Below are 15,477 nucleotides of genomic sequence, written 5' to 3'. Positions count from 1 at the left end.
TTCAGACCGCGGTAATCAACCAGCAGTTATGGATTTGACGGTTACGGGCAAAGTCCTGAGACAGCGTTTTTTGGCTGATTTCTTGTGCTTTCAGTCCCAGGGCTGCTAAGCCGTCATGATCCATACGGAAGCCGCGTTTGTTGTTCGAGAACATAATGGTGCCGCCTTTGCGCAGCAGGCGCTTCAGGTCGGTCATCAGGCGCAGGTGATCGCGTTGAACGTCAAAGCTATCTTCCATACGCTTGGAGTTGGAAAAGGTCGGCGGATCGATAAAGATCAGGTCGAACTGCTCGTCGGTATCGCGCAGCCAGCTCAGCACGTCGGCCTGCATCAGGCGATGCTGACGTCCGGTTAAGCCGTTAAGGCGCAGGTTGCGCTCCGCCCACTCCAGATAGGTACGTGACATATCTACCGTGGTGGTGCTACGCGCGCCGCCCAGACCGGCATGCACGCTGGCGCTGCCGGTGTAGGAGAAGAGATTCAGGAAGTCCTTGCCTTTACTCATCTGGCCCAGCATGCGGCGGGCGATACGGTGGTCGAGGAACAGACCGGTATCCAGATAGTCGGTCAGGTTGACCCACAGGCGCGCGTTGTATTCGCCCACTTCGATAAAGTCGCCCTTCTCGCCCATCTTCTGGTACTGGTTTTTGCCTTTCTGACGTTCACGCGTTTTCAGCACCAGCTTGTTTGGCGCAATACCCAGCACGGCGATGGTGGCGGCGATGACGTCCAGCATGCGCTGACGCGCTTTTTGCGCATCAATGGTTTTCGGCGGCGCATATTCCTGAATCACCACCCAGTCCGCGTAGCGGTCAACCGCCACGTTGTACTCCGGCAGGTCGGCATCATACAGGCGGTAGCATTCAATGCCCTCCTGCTTCGCCCACTTCTCAAATTTCTTCAGGTTCTTGCGCAGACGGTTAGCGTAATCTTCCGCCACGCCGGACGGCTTGCTGTCGGCCGCCTTCTCCGCCAGATGGTAGTTTTTCTGCACGCAGTCCAGCGGGCCGTTTTTCGCCTTAAACTGGCGATCGGCACGCAGCTGCAGGCAGCTCAGCAGTTCCGGCGAGGCGCTGAACAGAGACAGGTTCCAGCCGCCAAAGTGGTCCTTCATGTTGCGGCCCAGCAGGCTGTGCAGGGCAATCAGCGCCGGTTCGCTGTCGAGACGTTCGCCGTATGGCGGGTTGCTGATCACGGTACCGTACGGGCCTTTTGGCAGCGGGTTGGTCAGGTTCGCCACGTCTTTCACTTCGAAGGTGACCAGCTCGCCGATACCGGCACGGCGGGCGTTGCTGCGCGCGCGCTCAATGACGCGAGGGTCGCTATCGGAGCCGTAGAAATGAGAGGTATATTCCGCCAGCCCCTTACGTGCGCGGGTCTGCGCGTCGTCTTTGACCTCTTTCCAGAGCGCTTCATCGTGCTGCGCCCAGCCTTTGAAGCCCCACTGGCCGCGGTGCAGTCCCGGCGCGCGGTCGGTGGCCAGCATGGCCGCTTCAATCAGCAACGTACCGGAACCGCACATCGGGTCGAGCAGCGGCGTGCCCGGCTGCCAGCCGGAGCGCATCACAATGGCGGCCGCCAGGGTCTCTTTGATGGGTGCCATGCCGGTACGATCGCGGTAGCCGCGCAGGTGCAGGCCCGCGCCGCTCAGATCGAGGGAGATACTCGCCGTGTCGCCGTTCAGCCAGACGTTAATACGCAGATCGGGGTTTTCACGATCGACGTTCGGACGTTCCTTATTTTTACGGGTGAAGCAGTCCACAATGGCGTCTTTTACGCGCAGGGCACCGTACTGGCTGTTGCGGATCTCGTCGTTCACGCCGTTGAAATGCACCGCAAAGGTGGCATTCGGGGTGAAGATCTCTGTCCAGTCGATCATCTGTACGCCGGTATAGAGATCAAGGTCGCTATAGACCTTGCACTCCTTCATCGGCAGCATGATGCGCGACGCCAGGCGGCTCCACATCAGGCTCTGGTAAATAAGCCGCGTGTCGCCCTCAAAATGGACACCACCCTGAACCACCTGGCACTCTTCCGCGCCCAGGCTTTCCAGTTCAGTTTTTAACAGCTCTTCCAGCCCACGGGCCGTACTGGCAAACAGAGAATTCATATCGTCACTTTTACTCTTAGAAAATTGTCGCGCATTATAGCTAATATGGCGTGTATGTCATAAAGTTGAAGGCTTATTTTCATTCGAGGGAGTGTGCAGTGGCGACGTTATCCAGGCTTTTTATTCATCCGGTGAAATCCATGCGCGGCATCGGCGTCTCTCACGCGCTTGCCGACATGAGCGGATTTGCCTTCGATCGTATTTTTATGGTCACCGAGCCTGACGGAACGTTCATTACCGCACGCCAGTTCCCTCAGATGGTTCGCTTTACCCCTTCCCCGCTTCATGACGGTTTGCACCTTACCGCGCCGGACGGTTCCAGCGCGATAATTCGCTTTGCTGATTTTGCGCCCGTCGATGCGCCGACGGAAGTGTGGGGAAATCATTTTACCGCGCGCATCGCCCCGGATGAGATCAACCGCTGGCTGAGCGGCTTCTTCTCCCGCGATGTGCAGCTGCGCTGGGTTGGGCCTGAACTGACGCGTCGCGTGAAGCGCCACGACGCCGTTCCTCTCTCCTTCGCCGATGGCTTCCCGTTCCTGCTGACTAACGAAGCTTCACTGCGTGATTTGCAAGGCCGCTGTAAAGCCAGCGTTCAGATGGAACAGTTCCGTCCAAACCTGGTAGTAACGGGCGCCGACGCCTGGGATGAAGACACCTGGAAAGTGATCCGCATTGGCAGCGTCATTTTTGACGTGGTGAAGCCGTGCAGCCGCTGCATTTTCACGACGGTAAGCCCGGAGAAAGGCCAGAAGCACCCTTCCGGCGAACCGTTGAAGACATTGCAGTCATTCCGCACCGCGCAGGATAACAGCGATGTCGATTTCGGCCAGAACCTGATCCCGCGCTCCAGCGACGCTATCCGCGTCGGTGATGAGGTAGAAGTGCTCGCCCGTGGGCCAGCAAGGGTTTACGGCTCGGGTCAGGAAGAGGAGTTTGTCGACGTTGAGACAAACGTCGCCGTTGCGGTAGAGATTCACTGGCAGGGCAACGTGATCCGGGGTAATAACCAACAGGTATTGCTTGAGCAACTGGAACAAGCAGGGATCCGCATCCCCTATTCCTGTCGCGCGGGAATTTGCGGATGCTGCCGCATCAGGCTGGTGGATGGCGAAGTGAGTGCGCTGAAAAAATCAGCAATTGGAAATGACGGCACAATTCTGTGCTGTAGCTGCGTCCCGAAAACGTCCGTACAGCTGGAAGCTTAAACCGCCTGCTCGAGGCTGAAAGCATCCACGCGAAGCTGGGGCTTCAGCCTGTCGTTCATGACCTTAATAGCATCCCCAAGCTGCATCGTCCGCCCGGCAATCGTTACGCCGGGCTGCGCCAGCAGACAGAGTGCAGCATTTTCGCCAGGCTCAACCACCAGCAGGCTCACCTCTTCTGCGGTATCGCTCAGATTTACGCTCGCCGCATCGCCCGTCGCCGGGGTCCAGTTCATGCCGTGGGGCAGAAAATGCCAGCTCTTTGGCATTTGCGGTTTCAGGAAACGGATAGCCACCAGCGCATTTAATACCAGCTCGGCGCGCTGCTCTTTAGAGAGCACCAGATCGCGGCATTTTTCCTCAAAGGAGAAATAAAGCGCAGCATCGTCAACGCAAAAGCCCGACGGGGAAAACGCATCCGGGGTTAACATTCGGCGGGCAAAACGAGAACGAAACAACATGCCATTGGCTAAGTCGAGCATCATTCGGTCATGCTCGTCGCAAAAATACCAGCGCCAGTTATCGTCAGGTTTAATTCGCATGTGTCTCTCCCGTCCCCAAACGTCCTGTACTAAAAATGTCCTGTTTGCCGCCTCGTTTATAACACCATTAATAAAAGACTATAATGACTAAATAAGCAACAGTGACGGAATATAAAACAACCAGGGCTGGAAATAAAGCCCTGGTTGTCTGATTAAGAGAAAAGATTAGATATGAGTAACGATTTCTTTAATCAGCGGCGGTCCTTTAAAAATAAAGCCGGAATAGATCTGCACCAGCGACGCACCCGCCGCCATTTTCTCGCGCGCAGCAATCACGGAGTCAATGCCGCCGACGCCAATAATCGGCAGACGACCTTTTAATTCCGCAGACAGGGCGCGAATAATTTCGGTGCTTTTTAATTGTACCGGACGGCCACTTAACCCACCCGCTTCGTCACAGTTTTTCATTCCCTGCACGAGGGAACGATCGAGGGTGGTATTGGTTGCAATCACACCATCAATATTATGGCGAACCAAACTGTCGGCAACCTGGATCAATTCTTCGGGAGAAAGATCCGGGGCGATCTTAACCGCGACCGGAACATATTTATGGTGGATCGACTGAAGTTCATTTTGTTTATTTTTAATGGCACTCAGAAGATCGTCCAGCGCTTCGCCATATTGTAAAGAGCGCAGCCCCGGGGTATTGGGTGAAGAAATATTCACCGCAATATAACCGGCATAGGCGTAGACTTTTTCCATACAAATCAGATAGTCATCTTTACCCTGCTCTACCGGCGTGTCTTTATTTTTGCCGATATTGATGCCTAATATCCCGTCAAAATGGGCTTTTTTTACATTCTCAACCAGGTGATCAACACCGAGATTATTAAAGCCCATGCGGTTGATCAGCCCTTCGGCTTCCACCAGTCGGAACAGGCGCGGCTTGTCATTTCCCGGCTGCGGGCGCGGGGTGACGGTACCGATTTCAATGGAGCCAAAGCCCATCGCGCCCAGGGCATCAATGCACTCGCCATTTTTGTCCAGACCGGCCGCCAGACCCAGCGGATTTTTAAAGGTCAGCCCCATGCACTGCACAGGTTTTACCGGCACATTCTGACGTACCAGAGCGGCCAGCGGCGTTCCGGTAATACGACGTAATTGCTGGAATGTAAATTCATGAGCGCGCTCAGGGTCGAGCTGGAAAAGGGCTTTACGAACGAAGGGGTAGTACATGAACTCTCCTGGATTCCCGGTGTGCAAACCGGGAGGGGATTATGGGCGATCCCGTCGCGAAAGGGAATTGACCTGCGGCAAAAAATCAGCGTAAAACGCAATCGTTTACCTCCCCGTACATTTCTTATGCACTTTTTCGCATTTTAATTGCAGATAAATCATTTAGTGGAATAAAGGTGCGGTGTCACACTCCTTAAAATTGTTATGAATGTTAGATAAAAGCAAACAATTAGTTATAAGGAGGAAGTATGCGCGTCATTACCCTGGCCGGAAGTCCACGATTCCCGTCGCGCTCCAGCGCCCTGCTGGAATATGCCCGTGAAAAACTGAATGCTCTGGATGTGGAAGTGTGCCACTGGAACCTGCATAACTTCGAACCTGAAGATTTGCTCTACGCCCGTTTCGACAGCCCCGCGCTGAAAACCCTCATCGAGCAGCTTAACGGCGCTGACGGCTTAATAGTGGCAACGCCCATTTATAAAGCCTCTTTTTCCGGCGCGCTGAAAACCCTGCTCGATCTGCTTCCGGAACGCGCCCTGGACGGCAAAGTCGTGCTGCCGCTGGCAACGGGCGGTACGGTTGCCCATTTACTGGCCGTGGATTACGCCCTGAAGCCGGTACTGAACGCGCTGAAAGCGCAGGAGATCCTCCTCGGGGTTTTCGCCGATGACTCGCAGGTCATTGACTATCAACACAAACCACACTTTACGCCCAACCTGCAAACCCGCCTCGATAACGCTCTGGAAACGTTCTGGCATGCCCTTCACCGCAGGGATATCCAGGCTCCGGCGTTTGGTCAGCCTCAAGGAGTCGCACATGTTTAAAACGTTCACCCGTATCGGACTGGCAGGTCTGATGGCCCTTACCTCGCTGGCCCATGCCGCAGAAACAGCTCCGGAAAGTTTACGCATTGGCTATCAGAAAGGCAGCGTCAGCATGGTGCTGGCGAAAAGCCACCAGCTTCTGGAAAAACGCTTCCCGGACACCAAATTCTCCTGGGTGGAGTTCCCTGCCGGCCCGCAGATGCTGGAGGCCCTTAACGTGGGCAGTATCGATCTCGGCAGCACTGGCGATATTCCGCCCATTTTCGCCCAGGCCGCGGGAGCGGACCTCGTCTATGTAGGCGTGGAGCCGCCTAAGCCGAAGGCCGAGGTGATCCTGGTGCCTGAAAACAGCGAAATTAAAAGCGTCGCCGACCTTAAAGGACATAAAGTTGCTTTCCAGAAAGGTTCCAGCTCACACAACCTTTTGCTGCGAGCTCTGCAAGAGGCCGGACTCAAGTTCACCGACATTCAGCCCGTCTACCTGACTCCCGCTGACGCGCGCGCCGCGTTCCAGCAGAAGAACGTTGATGCCTGGGCCATCTGGGACCCGTACTACTCCGCCGCATTGCTGCAGGGCGGCGTTCGCGTGCTGAAAGACGGTACCACGCTGAAGCAGACCGGCTCGTTCTATCTGGCCGCACGTCCGTATGCGGAAAAGAACGGCGCATTTATTCAGGGCGTGCTGGATACCTTTACCCAGGCCGATGCCCTGACCCAGACCCAGCGTCAGGAGAGCATTTCCCTGCTGGCGAAAACCATGGGCTTGCCTGAGCCGGTGATCGCGAGCTATCTCAACCACCGTCCACCGACCACCATTACCCCGGTGGACGCACACGTCGCCGCGCTTCAGCAACAAACGGCTGACCTTTTCTATCAAAACCACCTGGTGCCAAAACAGGTCACTATTCGCGAACGCATCTGGCAGCCCGCAGGCAAAGAAGGAGCTAAATCATGAGTCTGAATCTTTTCTGGTTTTTACCCACCCACGGTGATGGACACTATCTTGGTACAGAAGAGGGCTCGCGCCCGGTTGACCACGGCTACCTGCAACAGATTGCGCAGGCGGCGGACCGAATCGGTTTCACTGGGGTGCTCATCCCGACCGGACGTTCATGTGAAGATGCCTGGCTGGTCGCCGCATCAATGATTCCGGTCACCCAGCGTCTGAAGTTCCTGGTTGCGTTACGTCCAAGCGTCGTCTCCCCTACCGTGGCGGCACGCCAGGCGGCAACGCTGGACAGACTATCCAACGGCCGCGCCCTGTTTAACCTGGTGACGGGCAGCGATCCGCAGGAGCTGGCAGGCGACGGCGTGTTCCTCGACCATACCGAACGCTATGAAGCTTCCGCCGAGTTCACCCGCGTCTGGCGACGCCTGCTGGAAGGTGAAACCGTTACCTTTGAAGGCAAGCATATCCACGTTCGTGACGCGAAACTCTACTTCCCGCCGGTACAGCAGCCGCGACCGCCGCTCTATTTTGGCGGATCGTCGGATGTAGCCCAGGATCTGGCGGCAGAACAGGTCGATCTCTATCTGACCTGGGGCGAACCGCCTGAGCTGGTGAAAGAAAAAATTGCCCAGGTACGCGCTAAGGCGGCCGCCCATGGCCGTAAGGTGCGCTTCGGCATTCGCCTGCATGTGATTGTGCGCGAAACCAGTGAAGAAGCCTGGCAGGCGGCGGACCGCCTGATCTCCCATCTGGATGATGAAACGATCGCCAGAGCCCAGGCCGCATTTGCCAAAACCGACTCCGTCGGGCAGCACCGGATGGCATCCCTGCACAACGGCAAGCGCGAGAATCTGGAGATCAGCCCGAACCTGTGGGCGGGCGTTGGTCTGGTGCGCGGCGGTGCTGGCACGGCGCTGGTCGGCGACGGACCGACCGTGGCCGCGCGCATCAACGAATACGCCGAGCTGGGTATCGACAGCTTCATTCTCTCCGGTTATCCGCACCTGGAAGAGGCCTACAAGGTGGGCGAGCTGTTATTCCCGCACCTGGATGTCGCCATTCCGGAAATTCCGCAGCCGCAGCGGCTCCAGCTGCAGGGCGAAGCCGTGGCGAACGAATTCATTCCACGTAAAGCCGCACAGAGCTAAGGAGCGACCATGTCTGCCACCTCACAAAAATGGCTGCTGCGCGCCGCGCCGTGGTTTTTACCCGTCGGCATTGTGGCTCTCTGGCAGCTCGCGTCGTCCACCGGCTGGCTGTCGAGCCGCATTCTGCCCTCTCCGGAGGGTGTTGTAGAAGCGTTCTGGTCGCTGAGCGTCAGCGGTGAGCTGTGGCAGCACCTGGCGATCAGCTCCTGGCGCGCGGCGATCGGGTTTTCCATCGGCGGCAGCATCGGTCTGGTTCTGGGCCTGATCAGCGGTCTTTCACGCTGGGGCGAGCGGCTGCTGGACACCTCCATCCAGATGCTGCGCAACGTGCCGCATCTGGCGCTGATCCCGCTGGTCATCCTGTGGTTTGGGATTGATGAGAGCGCCAAGATCTTCCTCGTGGCGCTGGGCACGCTGTTCCCCATTTACATCAACACCTGGCACGGCATCCGCAATATCGATCGCGGTCTGGTCGAGATGGCGCGCAGCTACGGCTTGTCCGGTTTTTCCCTGTTTATTCACGTGATCCTGCCGGGCGCCCTGCCCTCCATTATGGTCGGGGTGCGTTTCGCGCTCGGCCTGATGTGGCTAACGTTGATTGTGGCGGAAACCATCTCAGCTAACTCCGGGATTGGCTACCTGGCGATGAACGCCCGTGAATTCCTGCAAACGGACGTGGTGGTGGTTGCCATTATCCTTTATGCCCTGCTCGGCAAACTCGCTGACGTTAGCGCCCAGTGGCTGGAGCGCAGCTGGCTGCGCTGGAACCCGGCCTATACCCTTCAGGAGGCGAAAGCATGAATACTGCACGACTGAATCAGGGGACACCGCTACTGCTGAACGGCGTCACCAAACGCTACGGCGATAACACCATTCTTAACGGGCTGGATCTGCATATTCCCGCCGGACAGTTTGTGGCAGTTGTCGGGCGCAGCGGCGGCGGAAAGAGTACCCTGCTACGGCTTCTGGCCGGACTGGAAGCCCCCAACGGCGGCGACATTCTGGCAGGGACAACGCCGCTTTCGAATATCCAGGACGATACCCGCATGATGTTCCAGGACGCGCGCCTGCTGCCGTGGAAATCGGTTATCGATAATGTCGGGCTCGGTCTTAAGGGCAACTGGCGGGATGAAGCCCGCCAGGCGCTGGCCGCCGTTGGGCTGGAAAATCGAGCCGATGAATGGCCTGCAGCCCTTTCGGGTGGGCAGAAGCAGCGCGTGGCGCTGGCGCGCGCGTTAATTCACCGTCCGGGCCTGCTGTTGCTTGATGAACCGCTGGGCGCGCTCGACGCCCTGACGCGAATCGAAATGCATGATTTGATTGGATCTCTCTGGCAGGCACACGGCTTTACGGTACTGCTGGTGACGCATGACGTGAGCGAAGCCGTCGCAATGGCCGACCGGGTGCTGTTAATAGAAGATGGCAAAATAGGTCTGGATCTGACGGTAGATCTTCCGCGGCCTCGTCGCGTGGGCTCGGCAAGACTGGCGGAGCTGGAAGCGGAAGTGCTGGATCGGGTGATGAAGCGTGGAGGTACGGAGTTACAGCGAGCTAAGGCTAATGCCTGATGCCCTCACCCCGGCCCTCTCCCACAGGGAGAGGGCCGGGTTAATTTTTATTACGCTAAGGCTTTAGCAATCTTCTCGTACAGATCGCCAGACAGGTTTTCCAGCCCTTTCAGCTGCTCAAGCGCGGCACGCATTTTCGCCTGACGCTTCGCATCGTAGCGTTTCAGACGGATCAGCGGCTCAATCAGGCGCGACGCCACCTGCGGGTTACGGCTGTTCAGCTCGGTCAGCATTTCCACCATGAACTGATAACCGCTGCCGTCTTCGGCGTGGAACGCGGCCGGGTTGCTGCTTGCAAACGCGCCAATCAGCGAACGCACGCGGTTTGGGTTGCTCAGTGTAAAGGAACGATGCTTCAGCAGGCTGCGCACGTTGCTGAGCGCATCGGCCGCCGGGCTGGTCGCCTGCAGGATGAACCACTTGTCCATCACCAGGCCATCCTGATGCCACTTGTCGTCGTACTCCTGCATCAGCGCGTCGCGGCACGGCAGCTCAGCGGCAACGCTTGCACCCAGCGCGGCCAGCGCGTCGGTCATGTTATCCGCTTCATGATACTGCTTGCTCACAAGGGTGTTCGCGAGCTCGGTTTCACCAAACGCCAGGTAGCGCAGGCAGGTATTACGCAGAGAACGTTTACCAATGTCCGCGTGCTCAACGCGATAAGCATCAAGCTTGTTGGCGTTATAAATGGCGAGGAACTCGTCCGCCAGCTCAGCAGCCAGCGTACGGGTCAGCGCTTCACGCACCGCCACGATCGCGATCGGATCGATAATCTCGAACAACTCGGCGATTTCCGTTGCTGACGGCAGGGTCAGAATTTCAGCGGCGAGCGCCGGGTCAATCTTCTCATCCAGCAGGATCGCGCGGAACGCGTCAGCCACGTGCACAGGCAGCGACAGCGGCTGGCCCTGCTGGTGACGGTTTACGTTGATCTTGATGTAGGTCGCCAGCAGGCTTTGCGCCGCATCCCAGCGGGAGAAATCGTTGCGCGCGTGACGCATCAGGAACGTCAGCTGCTGATCGCTCCACTTGTACTCCAGCTTCACCGGCGCGGAGAATTCGCACAGCAGAGCAGGCACCGGCTGGAAGTAGACGTTATCAAAGATAAAGGTCTGCTCGGCCTGGGTCACGTTCAATACGTGGTGTACCGGGTGGCCGCCCTTCTGCAGTGGGATGACTTTGCCTTCGTTATCGTACAGCTCAATGCTAAACGGAATATGCAGCGGGTATTTCTCTTCCTGCTCTGCCGTCGGCGGCGTGCGCTGACTGATGGTCAGCGTGTACTGCTCGGTTTCCGGATTGTAGTCGTCTTTGACGGTAACAATTGGCGTACCGGCCTGGCTGTACCAGCGGCGGAAGTGGGAAAGATCGACATTAGAGGCATCTTCCATCGCCTGCACGAAATCGTCGCAGGTGGCCGCGCTGCCGTCATGACGCTCGAAGTAGAGCTGCATCCCTTTCTGGAAGTTCTCTTCCCCCAGCAGGGTGTGGATCATGCGGATAATTTCTGCGCCTTTTTCGTACACCGTCAGGGTGTAGAAGTTGTTCATCTCAATGACTTTATCCGGGCGGATCGGATGCGCCATTGGGCTGGCATCTTCTGCAAACTGCAGGCCGCGCATGGTTCGCACGTTGTTGATGCGGTTCACCGCGCGTGACCCCAGATCGGAGCTGAACTCCTGATCGCGGAAGACGGTCAGGCCCTCTTTCAGGCTCAGCTGGAACCAGTCGCGACAGGTGACGCGGTTACCGGTCCAGTTGTGGAAATATTCGTGGCCGATGACGCGTTCGATATCGAGATAATCTTTATCGGTAGCGGTATCGGTGCGCGCCAGCACGTATTTGGAGTTAAAGACGTTGAGGCCTTTATTCTCCATTGCGCCCATGTTGAAGAAATCAACGGCGACGATCATATAGATGTCGAGGTCATATTCGAGGCCGAAGCGCTCTTCGTCCCACTTCATGGAGTTGATGAGCGAGGTCATCGCCCACGGCGCGCGGTCAAGGTTACCGCGGTCTACGAACAGCTCCAGCGCCACCTCGCGGCCTGAGCGCGTTTTGAAGGTGTCACGCAGCACGTCGAAGTCCCCCGCCACCAGCGCAAACAGGTAGCACGGTTTCGGGAACGGATCCTGCCACTGAACCCAGTGACGGCCATTCTCCAGCTCGCCTTCACCTACGCGGTTGCCGTTGGAGAGCAGGAAGGGATACAGGGTTTTATCGGCGATGATTTTGGTGGTGAAGCGCGCCAGGACGTCCGGACGGTCGAGATACCAGGTAATGTGGCGGAACCCTTCCGCTTCACACTGGGTACACAGCGCCACGCCAGACTGGTAAAGCCCTTCCAGCGCGGTGTTGGCGGCCGGGCTGATTTCATTCACGATGCGCAGCGTAAACTGTTCCGGCAGGTTGTCGATGACCAGTTGGTTGTTTTCTTCTTTATAGTCCGACCAAGCTTCATCATTGATATGCAGGGAGACCAGCGTCAGGTCTTCGCCATCCAGACGCAGCGGAACGGCAGTTGCGCTGTGGCGCGTCACTTGACTCACCGCCGTGACAACGGTTTTTGTGGCATCCAGGTCAAAAGTCAGATCGATTTCGCTAATCAGGTAATCCGGCGCACGGTAGTCGTGGCGGTATTTGGCTTGTGGCTGTTGTGTCATAGAAAACCTTATGCATCGTTTGTCGAGTAACGTTTCAATATATTCCTGTTGCGCAAATCGCGCTATGCAGAATGTTCATCTTTTCAGGGTCAAAACCCTTTTTTGCTACATTTGTATAACACGGGGCACAAAATGCCCTCGACCATAAAACGCGCTTATGTTGTGATCGGGGTTCAATAAATCACTAAACAAGGTATACTCCGGAGTTGTTTATTGTACTAAACGCTCCTGTGAGAGGATGCTACTGCGCACCTATGACTCAATTCGCTTCTCCAGTTCTGCATACGTTGCTGGATACCGACGCGTATAAACTGCATATGCAGCAAGCCGTTTTCCACCACTACTATGACGTTCACGTCGCGGCGGAATTCCGCTGTCGTGGCGACGACTTGCTCGGTATCTACGCAGACGCCATTCGTGAACAGGTCGATGCTATGCAGCATCTGACGCTGCAGGACGAGGAATATCAGTGGCTTTCTGGCCTGCCTTTCTTCAAAGCCGACTATCTGAACTGGCTGCGCGATTTCCGCTATAAGCCGGAGCAGGTCACCGTGCTTAACGATAACGGCAAGCTGGATATTCGCCTTGAAGGCCCGTGGCGGGAAGTGATCATGTGGGAAGTGCCGCTTCTGGCGGTGATCAGTGAACTGGCTCACCGCTACCGTTCGCCGGAAACGGGCGTAGCGCAGGCTGTCGCCGCGCTGGAAAATAAACTCGCTGGCTTCTCCACGCTGACCGCAGGGCTGGACATGTCCCGCTTCCGCCTGATGGACTTTGGTACGCGGCGCCGTTTTTCGCGCGACGTACAGGAGGCCATCGTTAAACGTCTGCAGCAGGAGCCGTGGTTCGTGGGCACCAGTAACTACGATCTGGCCCGTCGCCTCAACCTGACGCCGATGGGCACCCAGGCGCACGAGTGGTTCCAGGCGCATCAGCAGATCAGCCCTGACCTGGCCAACAGCCAGCGAGCGGCGCTGGCCGCATGGCTTGAGGAGTACCCGAATCAACTCGGGATCGCCCTCACCGACTGCATTACGATGGATGCCTTCCTTCGCGACTTTGGACCTGAATTTGCAGAGCGATATCAGGGGTTACGCCACGATTCAGGGGATCCGATCGAGTGGGGCGAGAAGGCGATTGCCCATTACGAGAAACTTGGCATTGACCCGATGAGCAAAGTGCTCGTCTTCTCGGATAATCTCGACCTGGCGAAAGCGGTCGAACTCTATCGTCATTTCAACACCAGAGTGAACCTGAGTTTCGGGATTGGTACCCGGTTGACCTGCGACATTCCTCAGGTAAAACCTCTGAATATTGTGATAAAGCTGGTGGAATGTAACGGCAAGCCTGTGGCGAAACTCTCCGACAGCCCGGGTAAAACCATCTGCCATGACAAAGCGTTTGTCCGCGCATTGCGCAAAGCGTTCGATCTCCCCTTGATTAAAAAAGCCAGTTAAGCGCTTACGGGAGCCTTTATGGCTCCCTTCCCTTATTTATTTCTCAATTCTTCTCTTTTGACTGCGAAATTTACTTGTCTGATAGCGGATGGCAGGTAACATAGATATCCCCCCATAAGGGTGGACAAGTGTTTATTTTTTCCGACTATTAACAGAGAGAATATTATGAGCGTTGTGCCTGTAGCCGACGTACTCCAGGGCCGTGTCGCCGTTGACCAGGAAGTCACCGTGCGCGGATGGGTGCGTACCCGCCGAGATTCTAAAGCTGGCATCTCCTTCCTCGCCGTCTATGACGGTTCCTGCTTTGATCCTGTACAGGCCGTCATTAATAATTCTCTGCCCAATTACAATGATGACGTTCTGCACCTGACAACGGGCTGTTCCGTTATTGTCACCGGCGTGGTTGTAGCATCACCGGGTCAGGGCCAGAGCTTCGAAATTCAGGCTTCTGCCATTGAAGTCACCGGCTGGGTTGAAGATCCGGATACCTATCCGATGGCGGCTAAACGTCACAGCATCGAATATCTGCGTGAAGTGGCCCACCTGCGTCCGCGTACCAACCTGATTGGTGCGGTGGCGCGCGTGCGTCATACGCTGGCGCTGGCGCTGCATCGTTTCTTCGACGAACAGGGTTACTTCTGGGTGTCTACCCCGCTGATCACTGCGTCCGACACAGAAGGTGCCGGTGAGATGTTCCGTGTCTCAACGCTGGATCTCGAAAACCTGCCGCGCACGCCGGAAGGTAAAGTGGACTATGACAAAGACTTCTTTGGTAAAGAGGCCTTCCTGACCGTTTCCGGTCAGCTCAACGGCGAAACGTACGCCTGTGCGCTGTCTAAGATCTACACCTTCGGCCCTACCTTCCGCGCAGAAAACTCCAACACCAGCCGTCACCTGGCGGAATTCTGGATGCTGGAGCCGGAAGTGGCGTTCGCCGACCTGGACGATGTTGCGGGCCTGGCGGAAGCGATGCTCAAGTACGTCTTCAAAGCGGTGCTGGAAGAGCGTCCTGACGACATGAAATTCTTTGCAGAACGCGTAGACAGCGATGCAGTAGCGCGTCTGGAGCGTTTTGTCTCAGCCGACTTTGCGCAGGTGGACTACACCGACGCGGTGGCGATCCTCGAGAAATGCGGTGAGAAGTTCGAGAACCCGGTTTACTGGGGCGTAGACCTGGCGTCTGAGCACGAGCGCTATCTGGCCGAGAAGCATTTCAAAGCGCCGGTTGTCGTTAAAAACTACCCGAAAGACATTAAGGCCTTCTATATGCGCCTTAACGAAGACGGTAAAACCGTGGCAGCGATGGACGTCCTGGCGCCGGGCATTGGTGAAATCATCGGTGGCTCTCAGCGTGAAGAGCGTCTTGACGTGCTGGACGCGCGTATGGAAGAGATGGGGCTCAACCCAGCTGATTACAGCTGGTACCGCGATCTACGCCGTTACGGTACCGTACCGCACGCCGGTTTTGGTCTGGGCTTCGAGCGTCTGATTGCCTACGTGACCGGTGTTCAGAACGTACGCGACGTGATTCCGTTCCCACGTACTCCACGTAACGCCAGCTTCTAATCGCTAAAAGACTAAAATGGCCAGCAGATGCTGGCCATTATTTTATTCTGTATTGTCAGTTTTCGTCAGCTTAAAGTCAGCGTCTTTAAACCTTCGCCCCGTCACAACCACTACCTGTTACGTTTTGTTTCCGCGAAACATCCAGCCACAAAAAACAAACCCTATTCTTATTGCGATTATTTCTCCATCGGGCAATAGCACAAATTTCAACCATTTTTACAGCCATCCAGAAGGCTTTCAGGAGTCATAAGAAAAAACGGGTCGTTTAG

Annotated in this window: 12 protein-coding genes; 8 read left to right on the top strand and 4 right to left on the bottom strand. The window is 56.5% G+C overall.

The annotated features are described in order from the left end of the window. Position 1: 1 nt before the first annotated feature. A complete protein-coding gene (gene rlmKL, locus ELK40_RS08155) occupies positions 2-2,110 on the bottom strand; it encodes a bifunctional 23S rRNA (guanine(2069)-N(7))-methyltransferase RlmK/23S rRNA (guanine(2445)-N(2))-methyltransferase RlmL (RefSeq protein ID WP_127730289.1) in 2,109 nt (702 codons plus the stop codon). Between the two features lie 98 nt (positions 2,111-2,208). Between rlmKL and ELK40_RS08150 the strand changes: the two genes are divergently transcribed. After that, on the top strand, positions 2,209-3,318 hold the full coding sequence (locus tag ELK40_RS08150; protein WP_127730287.1) for a YcbX family protein: 1,110 nt from the start codon (positions 2,209-2,211) through the stop codon (positions 3,316-3,318). Here the strand turns inward: ELK40_RS08150 and zapC are convergent. Then, entirely contained in the window at positions 3,315-3,857 is a 543-nt protein-coding gene (gene zapC, locus ELK40_RS08145; protein WP_032651189.1) for a cell division protein ZapC, read from the bottom strand. The genes ELK40_RS08150 and zapC overlap by 4 nt on opposite strands. Before the next feature lie 165 nt (positions 3,858-4,022). Beyond that, complete coding sequence (gene pyrD / locus ELK40_RS08140) at positions 4,023-5,033, bottom strand: quinone-dependent dihydroorotate dehydrogenase (protein WP_111964548.1); 1,011 nt, start codon at positions 5,031-5,033, stop codon at positions 4,023-4,025. Between the two features lie 248 nt (positions 5,034-5,281). On the opposite strand from pyrD, the gene ssuE reads away from it, so the two are divergent. From ssuE to ssuB, 5 genes are read left to right on the top strand one after another with little or no spacing between them, the layout of a single operon-like run. Further along, the gene (ssuE, locus tag ELK40_RS08135) at positions 5,282-5,857 is read left to right on the top strand and encodes an NADPH-dependent FMN reductase (RefSeq protein ID WP_127730285.1); all 576 of its coding nucleotides are present in this window, start codon (positions 5,282-5,284) and stop codon (positions 5,855-5,857) included. Continuing rightward, entirely contained in the window at positions 5,850-6,812 is a 963-nt protein-coding gene (locus ELK40_RS08130; RefSeq protein WP_127730283.1) for a sulfonate ABC transporter substrate-binding protein, read from the top strand. Before ssuE ends, ELK40_RS08130 begins: the two co-directional genes overlap by 8 nt. Further along, on the top strand, positions 6,809-7,954 hold the full coding sequence (gene ssuD / locus ELK40_RS08125) for an FMNH2-dependent alkanesulfonate monooxygenase (RefSeq protein WP_111964550.1): 1,146 nt from the start codon (positions 6,809-6,811) through the stop codon (positions 7,952-7,954). Before ELK40_RS08130 ends, ssuD begins: the two co-directional genes overlap by 4 nt. A gap of 9 nt (positions 7,955-7,963) precedes the next feature. Next, positions 7,964-8,755 carry an aliphatic sulfonate ABC transporter permease SsuC gene (gene ssuC, locus ELK40_RS08120; protein ID WP_115874645.1) on the top strand — a complete coding sequence of 264 codons (792 nt, stop codon included), beginning with the start codon at positions 7,964-7,966 and terminating at the stop codon, positions 8,753-8,755. Then, positions 8,752-9,522: an aliphatic sulfonates ABC transporter ATP-binding protein gene (ssuB, locus tag ELK40_RS08115; RefSeq protein ID WP_127730281.1), complete on the top strand. Its 771-nt coding sequence runs from the start codon at positions 8,752-8,754 to the stop codon at positions 9,520-9,522. The genes ssuC and ssuB overlap by 4 nt, the downstream gene beginning before the upstream one ends. A 50-nt stretch (positions 9,523-9,572) precedes the next feature. Here the strand turns inward: ssuB and pepN are convergent, their stop codons facing one another. After that, on the bottom strand, positions 9,573-12,185 hold the full coding sequence (pepN, locus tag ELK40_RS08110; protein ID WP_115874643.1) for an aminopeptidase N: 2,613 nt from the start codon (positions 12,183-12,185) through the stop codon (positions 9,573-9,575). A 254-nt stretch (positions 12,186-12,439) separates the two neighbouring features. On the opposite strand from pepN, the gene pncB reads away from it, so the two are divergent. Further along, positions 12,440-13,642: a nicotinate phosphoribosyltransferase gene (gene pncB / locus ELK40_RS08105; RefSeq protein WP_127730279.1), complete on the top strand. Its 1,203-nt coding sequence runs from the start codon at positions 12,440-12,442 to the stop codon at positions 13,640-13,642. 165 nt (positions 13,643-13,807) lie between these two features. Then, the gene (gene asnS, locus ELK40_RS08100; protein WP_127730277.1) at positions 13,808-15,208 is read left to right on the top strand and encodes an asparagine--tRNA ligase; all 1,401 of its coding nucleotides are present in this window, start codon (positions 13,808-13,810) and stop codon (positions 15,206-15,208) included. The last annotated feature ends 269 nt before the right edge of the window (positions 15,209-15,477 follow it).

The sequence above is a fragment of the Enterobacter sp. N18-03635 genome, from assembly GCF_004006055.1.
GTDB classification, from domain to species: domain Bacteria; phylum Pseudomonadota; class Gammaproteobacteria; order Enterobacterales; family Enterobacteriaceae; genus Enterobacter; species Enterobacter vonholyi.
The sequence above is the reverse complement of the archived record's forward strand: the minus strand, read 5'-3'. Positions and strand labels throughout refer to the sequence as shown.

Coding starts and splice junctions, on each gene's coding strand:
- rlmKL (WP_127730289.1), bottom strand. CDS start 2,110: ATGAATTCTCTGTTTGCCAGTACGGCCCGTGGGCTGGAAGAGCTGTTA.
- zapC (WP_032651189.1), bottom strand. CDS start 3,857: ATGCGAATTAAACCTGACGATAACTGGCGCTGGTATTTTTGCGACGAG.
- pyrD (WP_111964548.1), bottom strand. CDS start 5,033: ATGTACTACCCCTTCGTTCGTAAAGCCCTTTTCCAGCTCGACCCTGAG.
- ssuE (WP_127730285.1), top strand. CDS start 5,282: ATGCGCGTCATTACCCTGGCCGGAAGTCCACGATTCCCGTCGCGCTCC.
- ELK40_RS08130 (WP_127730283.1), top strand. CDS start 5,850: ATGTTTAAAACGTTCACCCGTATCGGACTGGCAGGTCTGATGGCCCTT.
- ssuD (WP_111964550.1), top strand. CDS start 6,809: ATGAGTCTGAATCTTTTCTGGTTTTTACCCACCCACGGTGATGGACAC.
- ssuC (WP_115874645.1), top strand. CDS start 7,964: ATGTCTGCCACCTCACAAAAATGGCTGCTGCGCGCCGCGCCGTGGTTT.
- ssuB (WP_127730281.1), top strand. CDS start 8,752: ATGAATACTGCACGACTGAATCAGGGGACACCGCTACTGCTGAACGGC.
- pepN (WP_115874643.1), bottom strand. CDS start 12,185: ATGACACAACAGCCACAAGCCAAATACCGCCACGACTACCGTGCGCCG.
- pncB (WP_127730279.1), top strand. CDS start 12,440: ATGACTCAATTCGCTTCTCCAGTTCTGCATACGTTGCTGGATACCGAC.
- asnS (WP_127730277.1), top strand. CDS start 13,808: ATGAGCGTTGTGCCTGTAGCCGACGTACTCCAGGGCCGTGTCGCCGTT.